The following is a 24,488-nucleotide window of genomic DNA, read 5'->3' as shown; positions in this document are numbered from 1 at the left end:
TTTATAAACCTGCTTCTTGCTTTAGTAACTCTGCTTTATCTGTCTTTTCCCATGGAAGATCTAGGTCATTACGGCCAAAATGTCCGTAAGCAGCAGTCTTCTTGTAAATTGGACGACGCAGATCAAGCATCTTAATGATTCCAGCAGGGCGTAAGTCAAAGTGCTTGTTTACTAGATCAGTAAGTAAAGTTTCACTAACTTTTCCAGTGCCAAAAGTATCTACCATTACAGATACTGGACGAGCTACACCAATTGCGTAAGCGATTTGAACTTCGCACTTGCTAGCAAGGCCAGCAGCTACGATATTCTTCGCAACGTAACGAGCAGCATATGCTCCAGAACGGTCAACCTTTGTAGGATCCTTACCAGAGAAAGCTCCGCCACCGTGACGAGCATAACCACCGTATGTATCTACAATGATTTTACGGCCAGTTAACCCAGCATCACCAACAGGGCCACCAATTACGAAACGTCCCGTTGGGTTAATGAAGAACTTCGTATTCTCATCAATTAAGTTCGCTGGTACTTCTGGATCGATTACATGCTTACGGATGTCTTCCTTAATTTGCTCCAAAGTAATCTCTGCTTTATGTTGTGTAGAAACAACAATTGCATCAATACGAACAGGCTTGTCCCCATCGTATTCCACAGTTACTTGCGTTTTGCCATCTGGTCCTAAATAGTTCAAAGTACCATTTTTACGAACATCTGCTAAGCGGCGAGATAAATTATGAGCTAAGTAAATCGGTAACGGCATAAGTACTTCTGTCTCATTCACTGCAAAACCAAATACCAAACCTTGGTCACCAGCACCGATTGCTTCAATTTCCTCATCAGACATTAAGCCTTCTTTAGCTTCTAGTGCTCTATCGACTCCCATCGCAATATCAGGAGATTGTTCATCAATCGCTGTTAAAACAGCACATGTATTTCCATCAAAGTAAAAATCGCTATTATACCCGATTTCATTAATTGTTTTACGTACAATCTTTGGAATATCTACATAGCAGGCAGTTGTGATTTCTCCTGCAACTAAGATAAGTCCAGTAGTTGCTGATGTTTCACATGCTACTCGAGCATTTGGGTCTTCTGCAAAAATTGCATCTAACACTGAGTCAGAAATTTGGTCACAAATTTTATCTGGGTGTCCTTCTGTAACCGATTCTGAAGTAAATAAATATCTACGCTTTTCTTCAGCCATTATAGCAGCCCTCCTAAACATTATGCATCGCGCTTATATTAATGTATTTAACCTTCAATGTCAATGATTATCTCAGCGGCGTTTACTAATACTCCCACTTCTACTGAATGGTTCTTCTATTTTAAAATAGTTAGAACCATTACGTACCTGAGGTGAAAGCGGGAGATAAGTGCCGCCAAGCTTCGAAATAAGTGCAACTAGAGTTCAGGTGGAGTAAAAACTCCATCTGAACTAAGTTTTCTTTATCACAAATTGTCGAAAAAAATCTTCAAACTGTTATAGGCGTGATATTTATTGAACTTTGCGCAGTTCATATCCACCACGTACCATCACATATACAGGCAAGGTCGACGCTTGATCTGCAACGATTCCACGGCCATCAGCCCGCGGTACTAATAATTGATGGTTATGCGGTACAACCGTACCTTTTCCCAAGTCTTTTCCTGCTGTTACATCTGGTATCCCATTTTCTTCTGCGACAATCATCGTCTTGCCGCTACGGACAATTATTTCTGTTCCAGCCACACCAATTAGTATATCCCCCGGGAACAATTGTACAACTATTAATTCATTTCCTCCGATTTGTCCCGACGCGTTATTAATCAATGTCTGAATTTTCTGCTCGTACTCTGTCATTTTACGTGTCATTTCTTGCTCTAACGCAGTAATATTTCCAGTATTCTGTTGCGGTGTATAACTCTTTAATAATTCATCTACATAGCTCTTGGTTACAAGTGGATCGTCTGTTGACCCTGGTACTGTTGATAAGAACTGTACTCCTAAAGCATGCCCCACAAATAGTAACATAGCTAGTAATGAAAATGCGATTAATGATGTCCATTTCTTCATTGTTGTTCCTCCCCATCTAGAAGTTATCTCGTCACAAGTTATCTTAATTCGTCTGTCTATTTTCGTTAGTCTATAATTTTCTTTCTAAAATTCTGTGTAAAGCCAAAGCCACTTGCTCTCGGTCCGCATTTTTATCTGGTTTAAAGTAATCATCACCAAAACTCTCGACAAAACCCATCCATACATTGATAGAAATATCATAATGCGCCCAGTGTTGCTTCGCTACATCAGGCATAGCAGGTAGATTGCCGATGGCTTTTAATTCTTGATACGATTCAGAATGCGCCCTACGTAACATGACTGCCAGTTCTGCGCGCGTTACAAATGCATCGGGCCTTAGTGTCTGATCTTGGTATCCAACAATGATCTTTCTTTGCATTGCGACTTTCATCGCATCATAGGCCCAATGATTCGATTGTATATCTTGATTTGTCAAACGCTTTGGAATTGCTAGTGCCTCTTTTGTAATATCTATATTCTTTGAACGAAGTATGAGCGTTACTAACTCTCCACGGGTCAATGGCTTTAATGGTCTATATGTTTGATCTGGAAAGCCTTGTACTATATTTCGATTGACTAACTCATAAACAGCTTTCTCTAATTCTGGGTTGTATAAATCCTTTAACACAACCTTCATGTTCGCTCGGTTGATTTCTCCTACTGGTTTCTTTGTGAGACGAAGTTTGTATGGAATCTGAAGGTTATTCGTAGACTCTACTCCACTCTTCATCAGTTCAATATAGTACACACCCGGCGAGAAAATATTGTGATACAGCAACTCGCGCATATTGGCCACAGATTTCGAATACGTATAGGTACCCTTTGTCGATTCGAAGATGTTCATCGCAAATTCTACACCATCTAGATTATGCTTTGGTACTAATGCCGTAAAATCAATGTCAACATAGGTGTCTTCTTCAATATAGAAAGCAAACCAATCTCGATCTTGGTTTCCGTTGAGAAACGCATAGACATCGTGATCCTTCATAATGGCAGGCGCGACGTAGCGTTGATTATTCGGCTCCCATGAATCGACGTACTTTTGAATGTATGTGATACGAATTTCATAAGGAATCGGATGTTTGGCGCGTTGGTAGTCAGTCACCATGAAATAGAACTTACCCGCCTCGACATTTCCTCGCCAGTATTCCCCCGCCCCTTGGGGATGGTCATCAATGACCGTATATCGCGAAGCAGTTGAGCTTAATGTTCGTGATATGGTTAGAACTGGATCCAATCTACCGTAGTCGTTAACGACCTCCAATATTACTTCCCCGGGATTTGGTAAATCTAACTGATACCAGTCTAAATCTCCATCGCGATGCAAAGTCCCTTGAACCGTGATATACGGATTTCCTTCTTCAATATATTCAATTTTCATAATATCAATGAGTGCTGCTTGATGAATGGTATTGTTCACTTCATATTGATCTTCTGCAACCGTAAACAGATGCTCAAGCTGATATTCTATAGACGTTTGGTCAAACTGGCTAGGATGTACAGACTTTTGTTGTAAAGAAGCAATCATTCGATCCCAATTGACTACAGAAACCCTGAAATAATATCTACCCGATTCAAAGTTTCTTTCTGGCGAATAAGCAACAGGTGTGAGGATACCAGCCTCGTTTTGTTCATTCATGACGTAGCGAAACCACTGTACGCCCAGCCCTTGAAAATCACTGTTAAAAGGAACGTTGACTTTCCCACGATGCTTGATATCAATATAAAACCAATCCACATCATTGACGCCTTGGAGCGCGGAATAAATCTTAGTATCCCGTGGAAAAACCTTCGATTGTTCCACTGTGTTATTATTCTCCCAGATATCAATTTCCGGAACCATAGTCAATGCACGATACGCATCTACACGCCCATAGCCACTTCGTTGATCCCAGCCTGCCTCGTGCATGTCAACAGCTGACTGACGCAATAACTGCCTAACTTGCCACGGCTTCATATCCGGGTACTTACTATATATTAGTCCTGCTATGCCTGCTACAATCGGCGCAGACATCGATGTCCCGCTATTGACTACCGATTGACCTCTTAACGTTGTCGTATAAATGTCTTGCCCTGGCGCTACCACATCAATTTCAGGGCCAAAGTTACTATAGGCAGGAACTTTGTAATTTTGATCAAAGGCACCAACTGCAAGAACTGTCGGAAAAGCCGCAGGGTAATTTACTGTCGAGCCATTATTCCCCGTTGCAGCCACGAGTAGTACTCCTTCGTTCTCGGCAAAACGAACCGCTTCATCCATGTGTTTCGAGTATAAGCGATCACCTAAAGATAGAACGATAACTTTCGCACCGTTACGCACTGCATAACGTATACCTTGTCCGATACTATAATCGTCACCTTCGCCACCACGGTCCAGTACTTTGATGGGCATAATCTTTGCATTCCACAGGACTCCGGCGCCACCGAGCTGATTATTCCCTATACTTCCAAGAATGCTAGCCACTTGTGTACCATGGCCATAGTCATCCTTTGGCGGGAGTTCTGGCTTTAGAACATTATATCCAGGCACCAAATTCGCAGCAAGATCTGGGGATTCTAAATCAACACCCGTATCCAAGATAGCAATGATAATATTCGAGTTACCTTTACTCAAAGTCCAAGCTGATGGCAAACTAACGGCCTCCAGATGCCATTGCTTCATAATATCTGGATCCGTTGCTTGCACAGGTCTAACACTTGTTTGTGAAGCTCTTGCATGTATTTTATATCGATAGTTCGGCTGAACATATTCTATATCTGCATGATTTTGAACGGAGTACATGACATCCTGTACCTTGTAGTGATTATGGACAGCAAGTTTCGCGATTCTTTCTTCCATATCTTTATCAATCAGCGCAGTGCCAGGAATCGTTGGTAGATTCACACCATCCCGCCATTTTACAATAATCTCATGAAAATGGTCTTGAATCTTTTCCTCCGTAATCTCATCAGTAGGTATTGACGATTCAGACAGCACAAAATCTGTTGCTTCCAAAGGGACCACAACCAGTAGTAATACAATTATGATACACAATATGATCCGTTGCTCCCGTAGGAAAAGCATGAGATGACCTCCAAAAATTTTGAATCACTATATATTGTATCATACATCAATCGCTAAATCGTGATGATTTTATGCCCACTTCATGTTTTTTTGAAAAATGCTACTTTAGATACAGAAAACTTAGTTCAGACGGAGTTTTTTACTACACCTGAACTATAGCAAAAAAGCCGCCCTTAGAGATATTTCCCTAAGGACAGCTTTTTTCTAATGTAGCATTTTCCGAATCATAGCGAGGATTTGTAGCTTAGTATTATCAATTTCAAGTTCAGTATTCATCAATGACCGATACCCAATAATCCCTTCAAAGCTACAAAGCACCATTTCTGCAGCTAGCGAGCTATCTACCGTACCGTCAAACTCCTTGGCGGACTGCCCCTTTTTTATAACCGTCTGAATCAACTCTAACTTCTTCGCACGTTGCTGGAATAGAATCGGTGTCATATCATCCGGAATATGCTTGAACTCGCTCATGAGCATGACGTGCAGTTTTTTAAAATCATCATGCATTTCAAATAAGCTATCGGTGATTTTCTCAATTTGACGCCACGCGCTTTCATCATTCGGGATATTCTCCTCAAGCTTGCTATAATATCGCTCAAAGATCCACAGCATCATACTGAAAAATATTTCTAGTTTGCTCCCAAAATATTCGTAGATTGTACCTTTGCCAATGCCAGCAATCAGTGCAATTTCTTCAACTTTCGTTTGATGAACTCCTTTTTCACTAAATACTTGAAAGGCAGCAGCGACAATCTGCTCACGTCGCAACCACTCACGGGCTTCTTTTTTCGGTAGCGCATCTAATTCCTTCGGCCTACAATCCCATCCAATGACATGATGTCGAATCGACGGAACTTCTTTATGCATGTTGCTTGATCCCATCATCTACATCCGTCTTCGGGCCGAACCAGCGCACGAGCTTACGCTCTAAATCATCAAATAATGTATACACGACTGGGATTAACACCAAGGTAATTAAAGTCGAGAATGTTAGACCGAATACAACAACTGTTGCCATCGGAGCTTGCCCCTCTGACCCTTCTCCTATGCCTATTGCTAATGGAACTAATGCTAACACCGTTGTGAGTGTTGTCATTAGGATTGGGCGTAGACGGACTGGACCTGCTGCAATAATTGCTTCGTCACGTTCCATTCCTTCAGCACGTAAGCGGTTAATGTAGTCCACCAATACAATGGCATTGTTAACAACAATACCCGCGAGCATAATCAACCCGATAAAGGATGTGACGCTCAGTGTCCGACCTGTTACGAACAGTCCGACAACGACCCCGATAAAGGTCACTGGCACCGAGAACATAATGATAAACGGATACGTAAATGCCTCAAACTGCGCCGCCATAATGATATATACAAGCACAATGGCAAGGACTAAAGCAATCAATAAGCTTCCAAATGCCTCTGCCATATCTTGACTTTGGCCGCCATATTCCACGAAGTATCCCTCTGGAATTGCAAGGTTATCCACACGCACGCGAATATCTTCCACAATACTACCTAAATCACGACCATAAATATTACTCGTAATCGTCACCTCACGCACTTGGGCGCGACGGGAAATCTGGGACGGACCTGTTTGTTCATTGAAGCTTACTAAATCATGAAGCGCTACTTGCGCTCCAGATTGCGAACGAACGACAAGCTGCTCTAAGTCTTTGACATTGCGACGTTGCTCCTCTGGCAGGATGACGCGCACATCAATTTCGTCCTCCCCAGTTTTCAGCTGAGTCGATACTTGCCCTTGGAACGCAGTACGTACCGTACTCATGATTTGAGTCGTGGAAATTCCATAACGAGCTAAACGCTCGCGATCAAGTTTTACCAGTAGCTCTGGACGACCTTCCTCCAAAGAGTTCTTGACATCACGCGTACCTTCTACTAGCTTTACTTCTTCTGCAATGATGCCCGCTAAATCATTCAATACCTCAAAGTTATTTCCTTGAATACGGATTTCCAAAGGAGCCGTTGGTGGACCACCCGAGTTATCCATTTCTGACACTTCGATAACAGCATCAGGGTGTTCAATCGTGTTCACCTTCTGGCGTAAATCTTCAACAACTTCCGCTGTACTACGCTCCCTTTGGGCTAATGGTACTAGCTTGACGGTGACTCTTCCACGCTCTGTAACCGTAGCACCACTGAAATCCATACCGCCTCCGGAACCGATACTAGTAAGTACAATGTCGACTTCAGGGATTTGGTAGATTAACTCCTCTACCCTACTTGTCACACGTTCCGTCTCTTCAACCAGCGTGCCTTTTGGTAACGTAACGCTAGCAGATAACTCCCCGGTGTCCATCGCAGGCATAAATTCGGCACCGACGAACGGCACCAGCATAGCCGCGCCGATAAATAATAAAGTCGTGATAAAAAGTACTGTCTTGCGATGGCCAACAGACCAACGTAACAAGCCGCTATATTTGACCGTCAGCCCATCAATCATTCGTCCGAAGCCTCGGGTGATTGGTTGGTTCTTAAAAGGATTGCGCGACTTCGGCTTTTCATCATGTAAATCCACGCGTAATAAGCGGGATGCAAGCATCGGCACCAACGTCAATGACACAATTAAAGCTGCAAAAATTGAAATCGAAACCGTTAATCCTAATGGACGGAAGAACTGTGCAGCCATCCCATCTACGAAAACGATTGGCAGGAATACTCCAATTGTGGTAAATGAACCTGCTAATACCGCCAAGCCAACTTCACTGGCACCATCTTTCGCCGCTTGAATAAGGTTTTTACCCATTTGACGATGACGGAAGATATTTTCGAGTACAACGATGGAACTATCTACCATCATACCAATCCCAAGGGCGAGACCACCTAAAGTCATCATATTTAAGGTTTGGCCTGAAAAATATAACATTGTAAACGTTGCAATCACCGCAAATGGCATCGCAAGTCCTATGACTAGCGTACTTCGTAAACTACGCATAAATAGATACAGAATAATTAATGCAAAGACACCACCGAAAATCATATTTTTTACAACAGATTCAATCGATTGCTTGATAAACACAGACTGGTCAAAGATTGGGGTAATCGCTACATTATCTGGCAATGCCCCGCTTTTCTTCAGCTCTTCTAGTGCTTTGGAAACCTGATTGGCAACCTTCACCGTGTTACCATCGGTCTGCTTATAGACATTAATCTCAATACTTGGAACGCCGTTCAATCGCGTGATTTGTTTCGTCTCACGGAAGCTGTCTTGAATCGTTGCGAAGTCTTTCAGTTTCACTGTCCCACCGGATGGAAGCTGAAAATTCACCTCTGCTATTTCATCAATCGACTTATATTCATTGTCTAAGCGGATATACATTTCCTTTAGACCTTTTTCTAAATCTCCGCCAGGCATCGCACTGTTTTCTGCCATCAGCGTTTGTGTTACTTGGGATAAAGTTAATCCATATCCATTTAATAGATTCGAGTCTACAACGACGTGGATTTCTTGCTTCTTCCCACCAGTCGCACCGACAGAAGCTACCCCTGCCACACGCTCAAGCCTTGGAATAATGGTGTCGTCTGTAAGATTCTTCAATTCTACGATATCTGCTCCACCACTGATTCCGAGGGTTAGAATCGACATCGCTGCCGGGTCGATTTTAATAACTAATGGATCGCCTGCACCGTCTGGCAAAGCATTTTTAATCATATCGATTTTCTCACGCATTGTCAGCGTGGCAAAATCCATATTGGTGCCCCAGTTAAACTCGATGATTACCTGGGACGCCCCGGCTCGCGAGACGGATTGAATCTGTTTGACGTTTTCAACTGTTCCTAGAACACCCTCTAGTGGCCTAGAAATTAGCGTTTCCACTTCCTGCGGGGCAGCCCCGTCATAACTCGTCGCTACAATCGCAATTGGAAATACCAGTTCTGGATATAAATCCACGTTTAATTTAGTAAACGAAACCATCCCGAGGATTAATATGGTAATGACCAGCATCGTAATAGCAACGGGACGGTTGACAGAAAAATGACTAATTTTCATTGATTTCCACCACTTCCGTTACTTTCACTTTTGCATTGTCGTTTAATAGACTCTTTCCACCTACTACTACTTGTTCCTTTTCTTCTAATCCTTCAAGAATTTCTGTCATTTTCGCTGAAGACCTTCCAAGAGTAACTTCACGAAGAATGACACGCTCCCCATTGACTACGAATACCTTTGCTTGTTTCCCGTCGTTCATCACAGAATCATTCGGCACAACTGGAACTGGTGTTGTTTTGCGTGTGCTAAATTCGACGCGGGCCATCATCCCTGCACGTAACTTACGGTCCTTATTGTCTAATCGTAATTCTACAGGAAACGCCTTAGACTGACGATCCGCTGCTAATGCGATTTGCGAAACAGTCCCTTCAAGGGTTTCGCCAACTGCCGAAATGAAAACAGGCAACTTATCGCCCACCTTTACCTGGCTAATCGAACTTTCTGGGACGGGAATTTTTACTAGAATTGGATTTACATTAATAATCGTAACAGCAGCCATTTGCTGAGAAGCGATTTCCCCGAGATCAACTGCAACATCAGATACCGTACCAGCAATTGAGGCTGTGACCGTCATGTTATCTAATTGTGATTTTGTAATTTCGTAGTTTACCTTTGCTTGCTCAAGAGATGCTTTTACAACATCAATAGCTTCTTGACCTTCTGCTAGTTTAGCATCTTTTTCTGCAGACTCTACATTATTCTTCGCATTGGTATATTGTAGCTTTGCAGTGTCTAATTGCTGTAATGGTACTGCTCCGCCCTCGTAAAGAGCTTCTGTTCTTTCGAGGTTTTTCTTCGCGTCTTCATAGGCAACTTTCGCGCTAGTAACACGAACATTGGCGTTACTTTGCTGTGTTTTCATGTTCGCTTGTGCCTGTCGAATTTGCGCTTCTATAGAAGTAATCTGTGATTCTTGTTGCTTCATCTGGTTTAATGTATCCGTCGTGTCAAGGGTCAGTAACCGTTGCCCTTGCTTGACCTCGTCGCCAACCTTTACGAACACCTGCGTAACTTTCCCAGGTGTTTTCGGCATGATTTTCACTTCTCTATAAGTCTCTAATTCTCCTAAATAACCTAAGGAATCGTTTAATATGCCTGTTTTCACTTCCGCTACCGTTATAGGAACGATACGCTCCTCAGGCTCGGCAGTAACCTCTTCCGTCTTAGGATTACAGCCAACTGTAGCTACTAGCGCTAATATAGCAAATCCTAACACAACCGTACGTATTACTTTATTCATAGATTATCTTCCCCTCCATTAAACATTTCCTTTTGATTGTATGTATTGTTATCTTCTGGAATACTTCTTAATTTTACTGACCGGCCAGTCGGAAGTCAAAGACAATTTGCTTAACAAAATATTAAATAATTATAAACAAAAGAATTCTGATAATGTAAACAAAAAAGCGGAACTGTGTGATTTTACAGATCCGCTTTAAATTTGATTTGTCTTTTCTGATATGATATTTTCTATTGAACTACAGATGAATTACACGAATCACATGAAATCATAGATATTCTATCGGAAAAATCCCATGACATCTTCTTTTAATTCTAGTAACTTTCCGTCTGCTTGTTCGCTAGTTTCTGCATTTACTGCAAAATAGAATTTAATTTTTGGTTCTGTCCCTGACGGGCGAACGCAGAACCAAGAACCGTCTTCTAATGTGTAGCGGATCACATTGGACTTAGGCAAATGTAGACGATACTTCGTGACTCCGAGTGCCTTATTTTGATCTAGAAGGTCTTCGTCCGTGAATTTCTTTTCCGGAAGACCCATAAATACCTGCTTCTCAGAAAGCTCATAATCATCTACTTCTGCGACAGCAAGGTCTGCCACGATTCTTAGAGGTTGCTCCCTTAGCTTAGTCATCATATTTACGATTTGCTGCTGCCCTTCTAAACCTTTGAGCGATATCGTTTCAAGTCCTTCTTTGAAATATCCATACTTCTGATAAATCTCTTCCATTGCCTGATACAAAGTCTTGCCAATTGATTTATAATACGCAGCAACCTCCGCAGCCATTACCGCTGCTTGCATCCCATCCTTATCCCGGGCGAAATCTTGAATTAAGTACCCATAACTTTCTTCATAGCCGAATAAGAACTCTTTCTCGCCAGTCTTGGTATACTCTTCAATCCGCTCGCCAATGAATTTAAAGCCAGTAAGTGTATCATCCGTTTCAATTCCGTAATGACTCGCAATCACGCGCCCTAATTCAGAAGTTACAATAGTTTTAATTAAAACACCGTTTGTTGGCAAGTTCCCCTGTGCCTTTCGCTGACTAAGGATATAGTCCAACAGAATAGCACCCGTTTGGTTGCCTGTTAGAACGACAAATTCACCTTCAAGATTCTTCGCCAGAATTCCTACTCGGTCGCCATCAGGGTCCGTTCCAATGATGATGTCAGCGTCATCTTGCTTGGCGTACTCTAGCGCCAATGCAAAGGCTGCTGCCTCTTCTGGATTTGGAAAAGCAACCGTTGAGAAGTTAGGGTCTGGCAGCTCTTGTTCCTTTACAACCGTCACATTCGGAAAGCCGATATCACGAAGAACCTTGCGAATTGGCTTGTTCGTCGTTCCGTGTAGAGGTGTGAAGATGATTCGCAAATCTTCGCCATGCTCAGTGATGAGGTCTGGTTGCAGAACAATACCTTTTACCTTACTATAATATGCCTCCATAACCTCGCCATCAATTGTAAGCCAACGTAACCGTCCAGCTTCTTCCGCTGCTTCTATTGTCATCAAAGGTATATCGAATATATCCTCTACTTGATTGATCTCTGCCATAATCATGTCTGCTCGTTCAGACGCTACCTGCGCCCCGTCCGACCAATACGCCTTGAAACCATTATATTCTGGAGGATTATGGCTTGCAGTCACAACAATCCCTGCGGTAGCTTGTAAATGTCGAACAGCAAACGATAAAATTGGTGTTGGTTGTAATTCATCAAAGACATAGGCCTTAATTCCATTGGCAGCAAGAACTTTTGCAGCTTCTTCTGCAAACAATCTCGACTTATGTCGGCAGTCGTACGCGATTACCACTGAAGGGTTGTTCTGTAATTCATTATTAATAGCCTGGGCTAGACCTTGCGTTGCTCTGCGAACTGTATATATATTCATCCGACTAATACCTGCGCCAAGAACACCCCGAAGACCACCCGTGCCAAATTGAATATTGCCATGAAAACGTTCCATAATTTCCGATTCATTGCCTTCAATGCTTAATAGTTCCTGTTTTAACTCTACATCTAAGTCCTCTTGCTGTAGCCAGTGATTGTATTCTTGCATCTTTTTTCTCCTCCTGGTTTTTTCTGCTTCTCTACATATTAATCGTTCGCGAAACGTTCCCATCTGAACATAGCTCACTTAACTCAATGGCGTTATCTTAATTCCTATTTCGACTCCCGCAGTTTAATTCCTCCTACAATTTTTCAATCACATCACACTACTTTACAAATATTGAAATCTATCTACAAGCACCCATTACGTTATTAAAAATGCTATATATAATAAATGCTATATGTTTATGCTATCATTCTTGAAACTCTTGAAACTCTTGAAACTCATTGACTTCAAAATGCGCATTATCAAGAATCTTAGTAAGATATTCAAGGGGTGTGCTTGAAACCTGTCCATACATTTTCCTTGTATATATGTGCTTAGCATTTGGTAGTGTTCTTTTTATATATTGACGGATTTTGTTCCCAGATTCATCGGCGTCCACTAGGACATATACATCATCGTGTTCAAAGCGCAGAACCAGTTCGTCCATCTTCTCTTCGCCAAGCGTGCCATAGGTGCAAATAATTTGCACAGGCTCCTTTAATACTTGGAGGATTTTTTCCTTGTCGTTCTTACCTTCTACAATAATAACTTTTTCAAAAGAATTAGCGTCATCCATCACGTGTTACTCCTTTAACGAAATTTTTCATTTTAATGTTTTTTCATTTTCAATGTTTTTTTCCATTCTCAATATTTATTGTTATTTTTCTGAATTATGTTTAATTATTGAACGTTACTTATCTCAATGTTTCTTTATAGTATATCAACTTTACCAAAAATTTGCTTACTCATACGAAATTTCCATTTTTCTTGAAACTTTATCCAAGTATTCTCGTCATATATGTATCTGTTTTCAGATGGAATATTTAACTAGATTAGAGGTGAATCCAATGAAACAAATCACACACTCCGTGCACCTGCAAAATGTCCGCAAAGTATATCGCATAGGTAAAGAACGGGTTGTTGCCATTGACGATATTTCCGTAAGTGTAAAGACTGGAGAAATCTGTTGTTTATTAGGTACATCCGGATCCGGTAAATCGACACTACTGAACTTAATGGCAGGACTTGAAAAGCCGACAAAGGGTCTAATAGAAGTGAACGGAATTCGTATTGATTCCTTAAACGAACGGCAGCTTGCGAGATTCCGGCAAAATTATGTAGGCTTTATTTTTCAGTCGTATAACTTACTTCCTACCCTTACTGCGCTAGAAAACGTTAGCCTGCCCCTGACATTCCGTGACGTGCCGAAGAAGATCCGCGAGGAGAAGGCTGCAGAAATGCTCAAGGCAGTAGGACTGGAAAAGTATATTCTCCATAAACCCTCACAAATGAGTGGTGGCCAGCAGCAGCGCGTCGGTATTGCACGGGCCTTTGTAAGCAAACCTCCAATTATCTTTGCTGACGAACCGACGGGAAATCTTGATTCCAAGACTACTGAGGACGTCATACAATTGATGCTGCGAATCGCTAACGAAAATGGGCAAACCCTAATGATTGTCACCCATGACCAGCATATTGCGACCTATGCAAATCGAATTATTCGCATTGCTGACGGCAATATCGTGAGTGAAGAATATCAGCAGCGAGAGATTGTTTAGCTGACACATTTCATTGAGTTTTCATGTAATACACTATAACGAACGACATTAGAACAAAGCTATTATATAAGGAGGATCTACATGAAACGCACATTATCTATAGCACTGATCTTTACTCTTTCCATTTCTATACTTTTGCCATTTACTACGTTTGCAAATTGGGAGCCACCTAACCTCCAGGTAAGCAACAACTATAAAATGCCTGTGTTTAAAGCAGGAACAGAAGCGCGTCTGGCAATCCCCCTCCGTAACGCAGGTGGTCAAGATGCTATTAACATCCATGCCTGGGTTGATGTCAATACGAATCCAGATGTATACCCTTTTGAAATCGAGTATCTTGCGCCACGGGTCCGTGTTTCAATGATACACGCAAGCCTTAGTGACGAAATTGTTCTATATTATAAGGTTCCTTCTTCATCAAAGGCTAAAGTCTATCCTCTAGCATTGCGTTTAGAATATCAGTCTCTGACTGGAACACTGTATCAAACATCCGAAACAATTTTCGTGAAAATTGAAAATGACAATGAGGAACCAAAAGTAAATCTACACAAAACCATAATCTCTAACGATGCGTTAACTGCAGGTGACACCGGAAAGGTTATCATCGACTTACATAACAACTCGAAATCCCTAGCGAAGGATATTGAAGTTCGTCTAAGCGGCTTTTCGCCTAGCACCTTTTATCTAACAGGTGTAAATCGCGATACGAAGAAAATAAGCCAACTGCCCATCGGACTATATAACGACAGCGCTGAATTCGATGTGACCGTTGATTCTAAGCTTGAAACAGGTGTATACACCCTAGACGTGACGATATCCTATAAGGACCCATTTGACGTAAGCTATAGTAATCAGCACATAATCTTTATTCCTGTAATCAACAAGAAAGATTCCAATCAAACCAACGCTCAAGTTGTTCTAGAGGGTATTACATTCCCGAAAAACGCTTTACCTGTCAATCAGGACTTCAATGTTTCTTTTCGTTTGCGTAATACAAGTGCCGAGGAAGCTCGCAATGTCAAAGTTACTGTCAATGGTGGCAGCGAGATCCTGCCGAAATCGATGCCTGTTCAGTCCTTTACTACTTTAAAAACAAACGAAACGCGCAATATCAATTTCGCGATGTTTGCGAAGGACGGCGTCGAAACCAAGAATTATCCAATTCAATTCACTGTTGAATATGAAACAGGTACTGGAAGCTCAAAAACGACCCAGTCTTTCTCGCAATTTGCTGGAGTCCTTATCGAAAATAATGAAGATGACAAGCCAAAAAATAAAATGACACCCAAGCTAATCCTTGAGAACTATGCTCTTGATACAGAATATACGCAAGCAGGAAAAGATTTTGCATTATCTATTTCTTTATTGAACACACATAACAGCGGAAGTATCCGTAACATTACCGTAAACGTAAGTGCTGATGGCGATGTATTCTCACCTGTCAACTCAAGTAATACATTTTATATCCAAGCCATCGACGCACAATCGAGAGCGGAGCGCACACTAACCCTCAAACCAGCAATTGATGCTGCCTTCAAAACACATAATCTGCATTTAGATATTCAATATGAAGACGCAGAAGGGAAACAACACTCGACAAAAGAAGTTATCGGGATCCCTGTCATGCAAGAAGTGCGTTTAATGGCGGGACAAATTGAACTTCCACCAGAAGCGATGATTGGCAATCCGATTCCTATTTCCACGGAGTATTATAATGCAGGGCGTGCCAATATTCGCAACTTGATTATTCGATTAGAAGGCGACTTCGATACGCGGGACCGCAGCTACTATGTCGGAAATATGGATGCTGGCAAGAATAATTACTATGACGCCACACTCACACCTACGAAACCCGGACCATTAACAGGGAAAGTAATTTTTGAGTTCTACGATGCGATTGACCAGTTCCACGTGATTGAAAATGAGTTCACAGTCAACATAACCGAGTTCCAAGACCCTTATATGGGCGGGGAGATTCCTTTTGATCCGAATCAAGGGATGCCACAACAAACAAATAAAATGACATATGTATATATCGCAACAGCAATCATTATCCTTGCTACCGTTGGCTTTATCTGGTATAAACGCAGAAAGAACCGTTTGGAATTAGCGGAAGTGGAAGTGGACTTACATGCATAGTCGAGATTTATTGAGAATGGCTGTGGGCAATCTCATTCGTCGAAAAGCCCGCTCTCTCCTAACGATTCTCGGGGTTGTCATCGGCACCGCATCGATTGTCATCATGCTTTCGCTAGGATTCGCCATGGACCAGAGCTTTAAGGAGCAATTATCGTACATGGGCGATTTAACAGTAATAGAAATTCATAACTACGGATATGTCGAACCAGGGCAAAAGCAAAGCCAATCCCCTAAGCTTGATGATCAAGCTGTCGCCAGCCTAAGAAAAATCGATGGAGTAAAAGGAGTCATGCCGATTAAAACAGCTTACATGAAAATGGGGGCTGGGCGTATGATAGGTCATGTGTCAATTATCGGGATTGACCCGGATGTAATGGAAGCCTTCGACTTCAAAGTGAGTGATGGACGACTCTTAATGGCGACAGATAAGGATGCGATTGTCTTTGGCAAAAACATCCCTTACAACTTCTATAATCCACGTTTGCGAAATCAGCACTACGGTTGGATGGGCGGTGGGCAACCACTCTCTATAGATCTCATGACCAGCAAACTATTGATTACATCGGACATGAACTATGGGGAACCTCGCTCCAATTTTAACAATGACGGAAATGAAAACATTCAGCCTGGCAAAACCTACGATGTGAAAGCCGTCGGGATGCTAGCAGAAAGCTTTAGTGAAAAGGACCACAATGTATACATGCATATTGATACCTTAGAGAAGATACAAGCGGAAGATCGTCGCAACCAAAAACAACAGGATCGAAATATGAATCCGCAAAACGATAATAAGTATGAGCGCATCTCTGTAAAAGTAGAGGATTTTACATTAGTGGAAGGTGTGCAAGAAATTATTAAATCGATGGGCTTTCAATCCCACAGTCTTACAGATATCTTGAAATCGATGAAGGAGACTTCGCGCAAGATGCAGGCGATTCTTGGCGGTATTGGTGGCGTCAGCTTATTCGTAGCAGCCATTGGGATCACCAATACGATGATTATGAGTATCTACGAACGCACTAGAGAAATCGGAGTCATGAAAGTAATTGGTGCTGACTTAGACGATATTAAGAAGATGTTCCTGATTGAAGCAGGCTTTATTGGTTTCTTCGGTGGACTCTTAGGGGTAGCCTTTAGCTACGGCGTATCGATGATCTTAAATACAGTCGGAAGTAGTATGATGGGGCCTATGGGGCCAGGCGGCTCCACCACAGGATTATCAGTCATCCCGATTGAGCTATCTCTAGTTGCGATTGTCTTTGCAACATTTATTGGTTTAATTGCTGGATATTCACCTGCCCGTCGCGCCATGAATATCAGTGCTTTAGATGCGATTCGTACCGATAAGTAGCGAACAAGAAACGAGCAAGTACGAGCAAGAAGGCAGATTCATAATGAATCTGCCTTCTTGTATTCACCTAGAAATAAAGCTTGCCAAATTAATGTAAATACCTAGCGTATATCTAATTTGCTATAAATTATGATATAATATGTAGCATCCTAGTGCTCCATTACTTCTATGCTAAAACATATTTCTAGGAGGTCTAACGTGAAACGCAAGGTATCCCTTACATTAATTATAAGCCTTTGTATTGCTATATTGCTTCCATACACCGCCTTAGCCAACGGTGGGGTACCTCCCAATCTTCAAATCAGTAGTAATTATAAAATGCCTGTCTTCAAAGCTGGCGCAGAAGCTCGTTTAGTAATACCCATACGAAACGTCGGCGGTCAAGATGCCATGAATATCCATGTGGGGATTGATGTGAATACCAATCCTGATGTATATCCTTTTGAAATAGAAAATCTTGTCCCACGTATTCGTGTTTCCATGATACACGCTGGCTCCAGCGATGATATCGTATTGAATTACAAAGTTCCAGCGTCTGCTAAAGCGAAGACTTATCCATTAACTGTGCGCTTTGAGTACCAATCACCGACTGGAGTAGCATACCAGTCTTCCGAGACAATTTACATTAAAATTGAGAATGACTTCGAACAACCAAGGGTGAATCTTCATAAAACTGTAATTCCGAATGATGCTTTATTTGCCGGAGAAACAGGAAAGGTCATTATCGATTTACACAATAACTCGAAAGCCCTTGCGAAGGATATTGAAGTACGACTCAGTGGTTTTAGCCCTACCACCTTTTATCTAACAGGAGTGAATCGAGATACCAGTACGGTAGCCCAGCTTCCGGTTGGGCACTTTACCGATAGTGCAGTGTTTGATGTAACTGTTGGTTCAAAGCTTGCAACAGGTGTCTACACATTGGATGTACTCATCACCTATAAGGACCAATTCAACGGCGTTTACAGTAACCCACACAAAATCTATATACCTGTAATCAATAAAAAAGACGCTAGTCAAAGCAATACACAGCCAGTAACCCCAGGAAAGCAAGATGGAAGCTCTGGTAGTAGTAACCACACTCCCAAAAGCTCTTCTCCAACGGCTGGTATAGTAATTGTCAATAGTAATAGCAACGCCAATAATTCAAGTAATGGTTCAACTTCAAAGCTGTTTTTAGATAATTACTCCCTTGATGCTGATTATGTGCAAGCAGGGAAAGACTTCACACTGTCCTTTTCATTATTCAATACACATGAGAAAGAGCAAATTCGCAATCTTACGATTCAAGTAAGTTCCGATGGAGACGTTTTCTCCCCTGTGAACTCTATTGGTACCTATTATATAAAGTCGATTAACCCTCAGAAGCGTGCAGAGCATAAATTGCACTTACGCCCTTCAGTCGATACACCTTCTAAGACTCATAACCTACACTTAGATATTCAATATGAGGATAGTAAAGGGAATCAGTATTCTACCAAAGAAATAATCGGAATTCCAGTGATGCAAGAGATCCGTCTTATGGTAGGTCAAATCGCAGTACCATCGGAGGCTGTACTTGGCCATCCATTTTCTATTTCTACGGAATACTATAATGTTGGAAGAGCGAATATACGTAACCTGATGATCCGTCTGGAAGGAGATTTTAACACCCAGGACCGCAGTTACTATACTGATAATTTAGTTGCTGGAATGAGCAATTCTTACGTTGCCACTATAACTCCTACACAGGCTGGTCTGATACAAGGGAAAATCATATTCGAATTCTATGATGCAATCGACCAATTCCATAGAGTCGAGAAAGAATTTACAGTGCACGTAGTTGAACAACAATCAAGTAAAACGCCATATCTGTATATTGGCGCTGGCGTGCTGATTATAGCTGCAGGCGGTTTGTTTGTGTATAGGCATCGTACAAATTTACACTATCTTATCTTATAAAACAGGGAAAAGGTGCCGGAGAGGCACCCTTTTCTTATTAGTATGATTTTTTGTTATTATATACAATTAGTATCTGACCGTTAAACGCTCATCGGTACGCAATGGCATGTTATCAGTAATTTTCTCGGTTTCTTTTCCAGCATAATAGAATAACCAGTTATGCAGTACATTCATATACGTCACCGGAAATGTTCCGCGATTATATAATTGAACGTTATCTGGCACATCGTTGACACGTCGAATCACCTGCGTATTAAACTCTCGAATCAATGTACCCTCTGGATTCAAGAGATAGATAACCCGGCCACGATTTAAGTTTTTCTGCACGTACAAGACACCATTATCCACATGGAAATTCACAACATCGTCTGCGACCATCTGGGCTACCATGCTACCGCTACTACGATTACTGCCAGTGTTATCACTGACACTAGTAGCGCTATTACTGCTAGACAACGCTATCCGATATAATTTCCCTGGAATTCGGCCAGATATGCGGCTATCCCAATAATTGCCTGCATTCTTCAACACATACAGAGAATCCCCGTCAATAATGAAGCCCATCGTTTCAAAATCAGTAAGAGCTATAATATTCGTAAGCCTTACAGTACCAGCCACTTCCGATAAAGTAGCACGATAGACATAACCCCAATCTGGTTGAAATTGGTAATCTCGCAACATATTTGGATTACGGTCTTTAAACTCGTCTTTCGGCTTTTTCGCTTTTCTCGTATAGAATAATTCATTCCCTCGGATATAGAATTGATCCATGGACTCCGCTAGAAGTAACTCTTTTTTCGAGCCATCAGTCTTCATGCGGTACAAAAACGATTGATCCGTGAGATTCGTGAAGTACATCCAATCGCCGATTAACAGTAGCTGCCCTGCTTGATCATGGGAAAGGGTTTCCGGCTCCCCTTGCCTAGTCATCCATGGATTGTCTGGCGACTCTCGCTTTCCATCGAATCGAATCCGGCTAATTACTTGCTCCCTCGATACATTAATAAAATAAACCCATTGCCCTTGCACATTGAGAAAACTTGCTCGTTCTTCCGTCAGCTTTTCATTCTTACTAGAATCTTGGATTTCACCCTTGTATAAAGCCCCATCTTCGCCAACATAATAGAGAATATCTCCTTGTCTCGCAACTAATCCGCCATTGTACATATTGGCAGACGATAATCCAATTTGGTTAATCGTAGGTATGATTTCGAACGTATCCGTTCCTACTTTATTTTGCCCTCCCCAAAATTCAATTCGGTAGATTCCCAATTCCCATTTTGAAATGTTTTGACTGGTGATTGCAGTAGGTGCAGGAATTTGCGCATGGGTACGAACTTCTAAAGGTCTTGTTTCTTTTACACTGTATAAATCCAAATCGTGATTCGATAAGTCAAAGGTATGATCGATACGATCCAATAATATTTTCCCATTAGGTGTGGTAACCACTGTACGCAACGGAATCCAACGGCTTTCCTTAGAAACTGTTTTCAGTCGTTCAACCTCTTGATCAGAAAGCGAAATCGTTACATTGTAATGGATGATTGGCGTATTATCCGTAAATTGCTTACGAGTATCAAAGATAATTCCTGCAGAATGGGTATCACCAAAGGAAACCCAGCTTTGCATAGCGACCTCACTTGTTAAGTCAATTCTCTGTAGCTTATCATTCCATGCCACGCCCATTCCAAGGGATTCCGATATGAAACGAAGCGGAACCATTAACCTGCCATTGATGGTACGTGCCGGAACATCTAGTATCACTTGTTTACTATTTGCCCACGCTTGGTTTTGGTCGCGCACAAGAATAATCTGTGTCGTATTCTTACTAGCTTTTGCTGTTTGCGTAGAATGGTCCCATTCGACCTCAGCGCCCAACGCCTCGAAGATTGCACGCATAGGCACCAATGCCCTGCCTTGAATCGTGACTGGAGATACGTCTAACTGTATCCTATCACCATCTAGGTATACTTCAATTGCCTGTGCATTCACATGGTGGTACGTGCCCAGCCACACACTTGAAATTAATATAGTTACAAGTACAACAAGGGCCATTCCAAGTTTCGAATAACTTCTCCCCGCTAAACTTACGTTTCTTAGAGTTTCCAATTAAACCCTCCTAACTTAGGTACATACCAACTTATTAATCACTACCTACAACTATCTTCGAGAGCATATCTCCACCTTACACTGGCCTTATAGCAACAACGATTTCATTAACAATTTGCAGCTTGACTTTAGATTTGCGTGTTACTTGCTGACCAACATACTCTATAGAGCGCTCATCCCCTTCAAACAAGACTTTGTCATCGGACAACCAATAGATCCTGTGCTTACCTTCTGAATCCCGTACCCATATTGTGCCTTTCTTACTGCTGTAATCCACGACCACATATTCTTGGTTGTCAACCGGAACAGGGTCGATTCGGTACACAACTCCATTGCGGAATACGATTTGAACGGTTTGATATTTAAGAGCATTTAGGCCGCTTGTCAATTGCTGTTCTATAATAAATCTAGTTCTCGAGATGCCACTCGCTTTCAACCATATAGAATTATAGCTATGAGCTACTAGCTGGCCAATCACCATTCCCGAATCTATTATCTCAATTTCAAGGGCGTTCGGTCCATCGTACCAGACACGCACATATTGCCCCGTACCTACTTCTCGTAAGGATAAGTCTCGGAAATCATGCCAGCTTACCCGCGTTTGAGCGGTTATCCCATACTTCTTTTGGGATAAAGCACTTTCTCCTAGAACCAGTTGTTTCGTTCCATTCGGTAAATCTTGAATGTCGAATACGATTCCTTCATCAACCGTACGTGAGTACACATTAACCTGTTGAATTCTCCCCTGCTGAATACGAAACGAAGCCTGATCATTGGGCCGCAAATCATAGACAGTGGCATTTCGAACGTTCACTATATTCAATGTCACCGCAGTCGCAACCCTCATCTCACGGGTCAACCCGTATTGATCGCGGAACCTAATTTCAGAAGATCCAGCTGATATAATCGTGCCCGCTAATTGATCAACCACCTGAATGTTAATAATTTCGTCGAATAATCGATTATTGTTCTGATCATAACGGTCAAAGCTCAACCGCACATAATCATCTTGATAAATATCACTCATTAATGGACGAGAAATTCGCGAAACCTGAATGCGCGGGTTATCGATTACTGAGTAAATCACTTCTTTTCCTTGGCGGTTAGTAAGATAAATCTCTTTGCGGTCGCTATCATACTTCACGAAATAACCTTCATCAGATCCAGGCCGCAGAATTTCATATTCAAATATGTATTTCCCATACGCCGTCACCCGAATGTAATCATTCATCTCAAAGGTTGGCTTTAAGCCTTCAGGAATTATAAAGTTTTTCGATTCTTGAAAACTATGGCGAATCATCGTTTCCGACGTAAACGGATTAATTGAGACTAAATCCCCTGTATAGCTATTACGACGACTTTCTTGCTCGGTAAGTTTCGTGATTTTGTTAGAATCTACTTTTAGTTCATATAGAGCTCCGACAAGCATTGAATTTCGGCCGCTACTACCATTCAGATTCGTTACTGCCAGATTACTTGCATAAGGAATCGTCATTTTCTGTCCGCTCAACATTTCAAATGTCAATTTTAGTCCATTGCTATCAATATCCGTAAGAAAACCTACAATATGTTGCTCGCGCTCAAAAGTAAACGAATAATCTGGCGTAGGTGCCGTAAAAGAATCTAATAAACCTTCCTGCTGAATTGTAACGAATACCAGTTGCTCGCCATATAAAAGCCCTGATATTTGCTGTCCCTTTTGTAGCTGTGAATAACTTCTTTTTTGCGGGCGAGAATTCTGTATATTTTGTGATTCATAAAAAATCGGCGCTTTCAGATTAACCTTTACTTTTCGTAGTCCCTTATCCATTGTGCGGATGATGATATCTCCCGAACTATGTTGGAAGTCTTCAATTGTCGCGTACTGGATTTTTTTCAACGTATAGTCATTCATATATTTTTCGAAATAATTGTCAAATAAGACCGCCAGTTCTGCACGGGTCATCGTGGCATCGGGACGAAATGTGTTATCTGGATACCCCGCCATCAATCCCTCCATTTGCACAACATTGATGTAGCCTGTTTGGTTCGGAAGTATTTTCTGTCGATCTTGGAAGTACAGTGGAAAACGATTCTCTATTGCTTGCTGTTCTTTGCGGATAGTTCGCACCATCAACTTCGCCATCCACGCCCGATCGGCAGGGTCGTACCAACTCAACTCTTGCATGTATCCCGTAATTAAACCGTTACTCCAAGCAGCGCGCAAATACCCACGGGCCCACTCTAGGCCTTGTCCCTCTAACGGATAGAATAAGGAGTCTGATCTCGATGCAAAATCTTTTGCATCCTCTTCCAGACCTAGGGCGCGTACGGCCATAACGATGGCTTCCACTTTCTTAATTGGTGCGTTTGGACGATACGTACCGTCCGGGAAACCGCCTAGTACTCCACGAATCGTAAGCTTTCGTATCTCGGACTCCGCCCAAGGTGCTTGCTGCATGTCTTTAAAGTGAATGTCTAGTCGCTGTTCGACCGTTAATTCAGATACTGTAGCTGAAGCCTGAACCTCTGCTCCAGTGAATCCATTGAATAGCAAAGCCAAAAGTAAAATCAATCCAACTTTATGTATTTTTAATAATCCCATGATTTACACTCCCACTTCTAAATACTGTTAATTATACCATGAAGCAGCATGGAACGTGTCCGACAAAATGCTTATTTTGGACAAGAAAAAGAGACTAACGGAGTGATATGCTCCCCTTGTGGTAGACAGTTTAAATAATAAAACTGTTTATTTACAAGGAGGAGTATTTTTGTGTCTCACAAATCAAAAATATCAGGAACAGAAAAAATAGCTGCTGTAGAAAAATATCTCCGTGGAGAAGGTTCCCTTAGACGTTTAGCTTCTATGCTAGATGTTACCTTTGCATCCATCAACCAATGGCGGCAAACATATCTATCACTAGGCCCTGATGGTCTTCTAAATACATCTAAG

General features: G+C 41.8%; 15 protein-coding genes. 5 read left to right on the top strand and 10 right to left on the bottom strand.

Going from position 1 to position 24,488, the window contains the following annotated elements; translation table 11 throughout:
- Nucleotide 1 precedes the first annotated feature (1 nt).
- The 8 genes from metK to BHU72_RS00040 all read right to left on the bottom strand — a co-directional run bounded on the left by metK (nucleotide 2) and on the right by BHU72_RS00040 (nucleotide 13,031).
- Entirely contained in the window at nucleotides 2-1,201 is a 1,200-nt protein-coding gene (gene metK, locus BHU72_RS00075) for a methionine adenosyltransferase (protein WP_069700587.1), read from the bottom strand.
- A 291-nt stretch (nucleotides 1,202-1,492) separates the two neighbouring features.
- Nucleotides 1,493-2,050 (bottom strand): hypothetical protein, encoded by a 558-nt coding sequence (locus BHU72_RS00070; protein WP_069700586.1) that lies wholly within the window; start codon nucleotides 2,048-2,050, stop codon nucleotides 1,493-1,495.
- Between the two features lie 70 nt (nucleotides 2,051-2,120).
- A complete protein-coding gene (locus tag BHU72_RS00065) occupies nucleotides 2,121-5,114 on the bottom strand; it encodes a S8 family peptidase (protein ID WP_069700585.1) in 2,994 nt (997 codons plus the stop codon).
- Nucleotides 5,115-5,318: 204 nt separating this feature from the next.
- On the bottom strand, nucleotides 5,319-5,996 hold the full coding sequence (locus BHU72_RS00060) for a TetR/AcrR family transcriptional regulator (RefSeq protein ID WP_176720352.1): 678 nt from the start codon (nucleotides 5,994-5,996) through the stop codon (nucleotides 5,319-5,321).
- Nucleotides 5,974-9,123 (bottom strand): efflux RND transporter permease subunit, encoded by a 3,150-nt coding sequence (locus BHU72_RS00055; protein ID WP_069700583.1) that lies wholly within the window; start codon nucleotides 9,121-9,123, stop codon nucleotides 5,974-5,976. The genes BHU72_RS00060 and BHU72_RS00055 overlap by 23 nt, the downstream gene beginning before the upstream one ends.
- On the bottom strand, nucleotides 9,113-10,363 hold the full coding sequence (locus BHU72_RS00050) for an efflux RND transporter periplasmic adaptor subunit (protein WP_069700582.1): 1,251 nt from the start codon (nucleotides 10,361-10,363) through the stop codon (nucleotides 9,113-9,115). Before BHU72_RS00050 ends, BHU72_RS00055 begins: the two co-directional genes overlap by 11 nt.
- Before the next feature lie 279 nt (nucleotides 10,364-10,642).
- Nucleotides 10,643-12,418, bottom strand: a complete 1,776-nt coding sequence (locus tag BHU72_RS00045) for a phospho-sugar mutase (RefSeq protein WP_069700581.1) — start codon at nucleotides 12,416-12,418, stop codon at nucleotides 10,643-10,645.
- Between the two features lie 244 nt (nucleotides 12,419-12,662).
- On the bottom strand, nucleotides 12,663-13,031 hold the full coding sequence (locus BHU72_RS00040) for a toprim domain-containing protein (protein WP_069700580.1): 369 nt from the start codon (nucleotides 13,029-13,031) through the stop codon (nucleotides 12,663-12,665).
- Between the two features lie 271 nt (nucleotides 13,032-13,302).
- Here BHU72_RS00040 and BHU72_RS00035 point away from each other — a divergent pair, with 271 nt between their 5' ends.
- The 4 genes from BHU72_RS00035 (at nucleotide 13,303) to BHU72_RS00020 (ending at nucleotide 19,444) form a co-directional block, all read left to right on the top strand.
- On the top strand, nucleotides 13,303-14,013 hold the full coding sequence (locus BHU72_RS00035; protein ID WP_176720351.1) for an ABC transporter ATP-binding protein: 711 nt from the start codon (nucleotides 13,303-13,305) through the stop codon (nucleotides 14,011-14,013).
- An 81-nt stretch (nucleotides 14,014-14,094) separates the two neighbouring features.
- Entirely contained in the window at nucleotides 14,095-16,152 is a 2,058-nt protein-coding gene (locus BHU72_RS00030; protein ID WP_069700579.1) for a COG1361 S-layer family protein, read from the top strand.
- The gene (locus BHU72_RS00025; protein ID WP_069700578.1) at nucleotides 16,145-17,503 is read left to right on the top strand and encodes an ABC transporter permease; all 1,359 of its coding nucleotides are present in this window, start codon (nucleotides 16,145-16,147) and stop codon (nucleotides 17,501-17,503) included. The genes BHU72_RS00030 and BHU72_RS00025 overlap by 8 nt, the downstream gene beginning before the upstream one ends.
- A 198-nt stretch (nucleotides 17,504-17,701) precedes the next feature.
- Complete coding sequence (locus BHU72_RS00020) at nucleotides 17,702-19,444, top strand: COG1361 S-layer family protein (RefSeq protein WP_069700577.1); 1,743 nt, start codon at nucleotides 17,702-17,704, stop codon at nucleotides 19,442-19,444.
- 66 nt (nucleotides 19,445-19,510) lie between these two features.
- Here the strand turns inward: BHU72_RS00020 and BHU72_RS15675 are convergent, their stop codons facing one another.
- Both BHU72_RS15675 and BHU72_RS00010 read right to left on the bottom strand, forming a co-directional pair.
- On the bottom strand, nucleotides 19,511-21,553 hold the full coding sequence (locus BHU72_RS15675) for a stalk domain-containing protein (protein ID WP_069700576.1): 2,043 nt from the start codon (nucleotides 21,551-21,553) through the stop codon (nucleotides 19,511-19,513).
- A 76-nt stretch (nucleotides 21,554-21,629) separates the two neighbouring features.
- Nucleotides 21,630-24,137, bottom strand: a complete 2,508-nt coding sequence (locus BHU72_RS00010) for an S-layer homology domain-containing protein (protein ID WP_069700575.1) — start codon at nucleotides 24,135-24,137, stop codon at nucleotides 21,630-21,632.
- Nucleotides 24,138-24,308: 171 nt separating this feature from the next.
- Here BHU72_RS00010 and BHU72_RS00005 point away from each other — a divergent pair.
- The coding region (locus BHU72_RS00005; protein WP_141709208.1) for a helix-turn-helix domain-containing protein at nucleotides 24,309-24,488 on the top strand (180 nt) is incomplete at its 3' end.

The sequence above is a fragment of the Desulfuribacillus stibiiarsenatis genome (assembly GCF_001742305.1).
Lineage (GTDB): Bacteria > Bacillota > Bacilli > Desulfuribacillales > Desulfuribacillaceae > Desulfuribacillus_A > Desulfuribacillus_A stibiiarsenatis.
The sequence above is the reverse complement of the archived record's forward strand: the minus strand, read 5'-3'. Positions and strand labels throughout refer to the sequence as shown.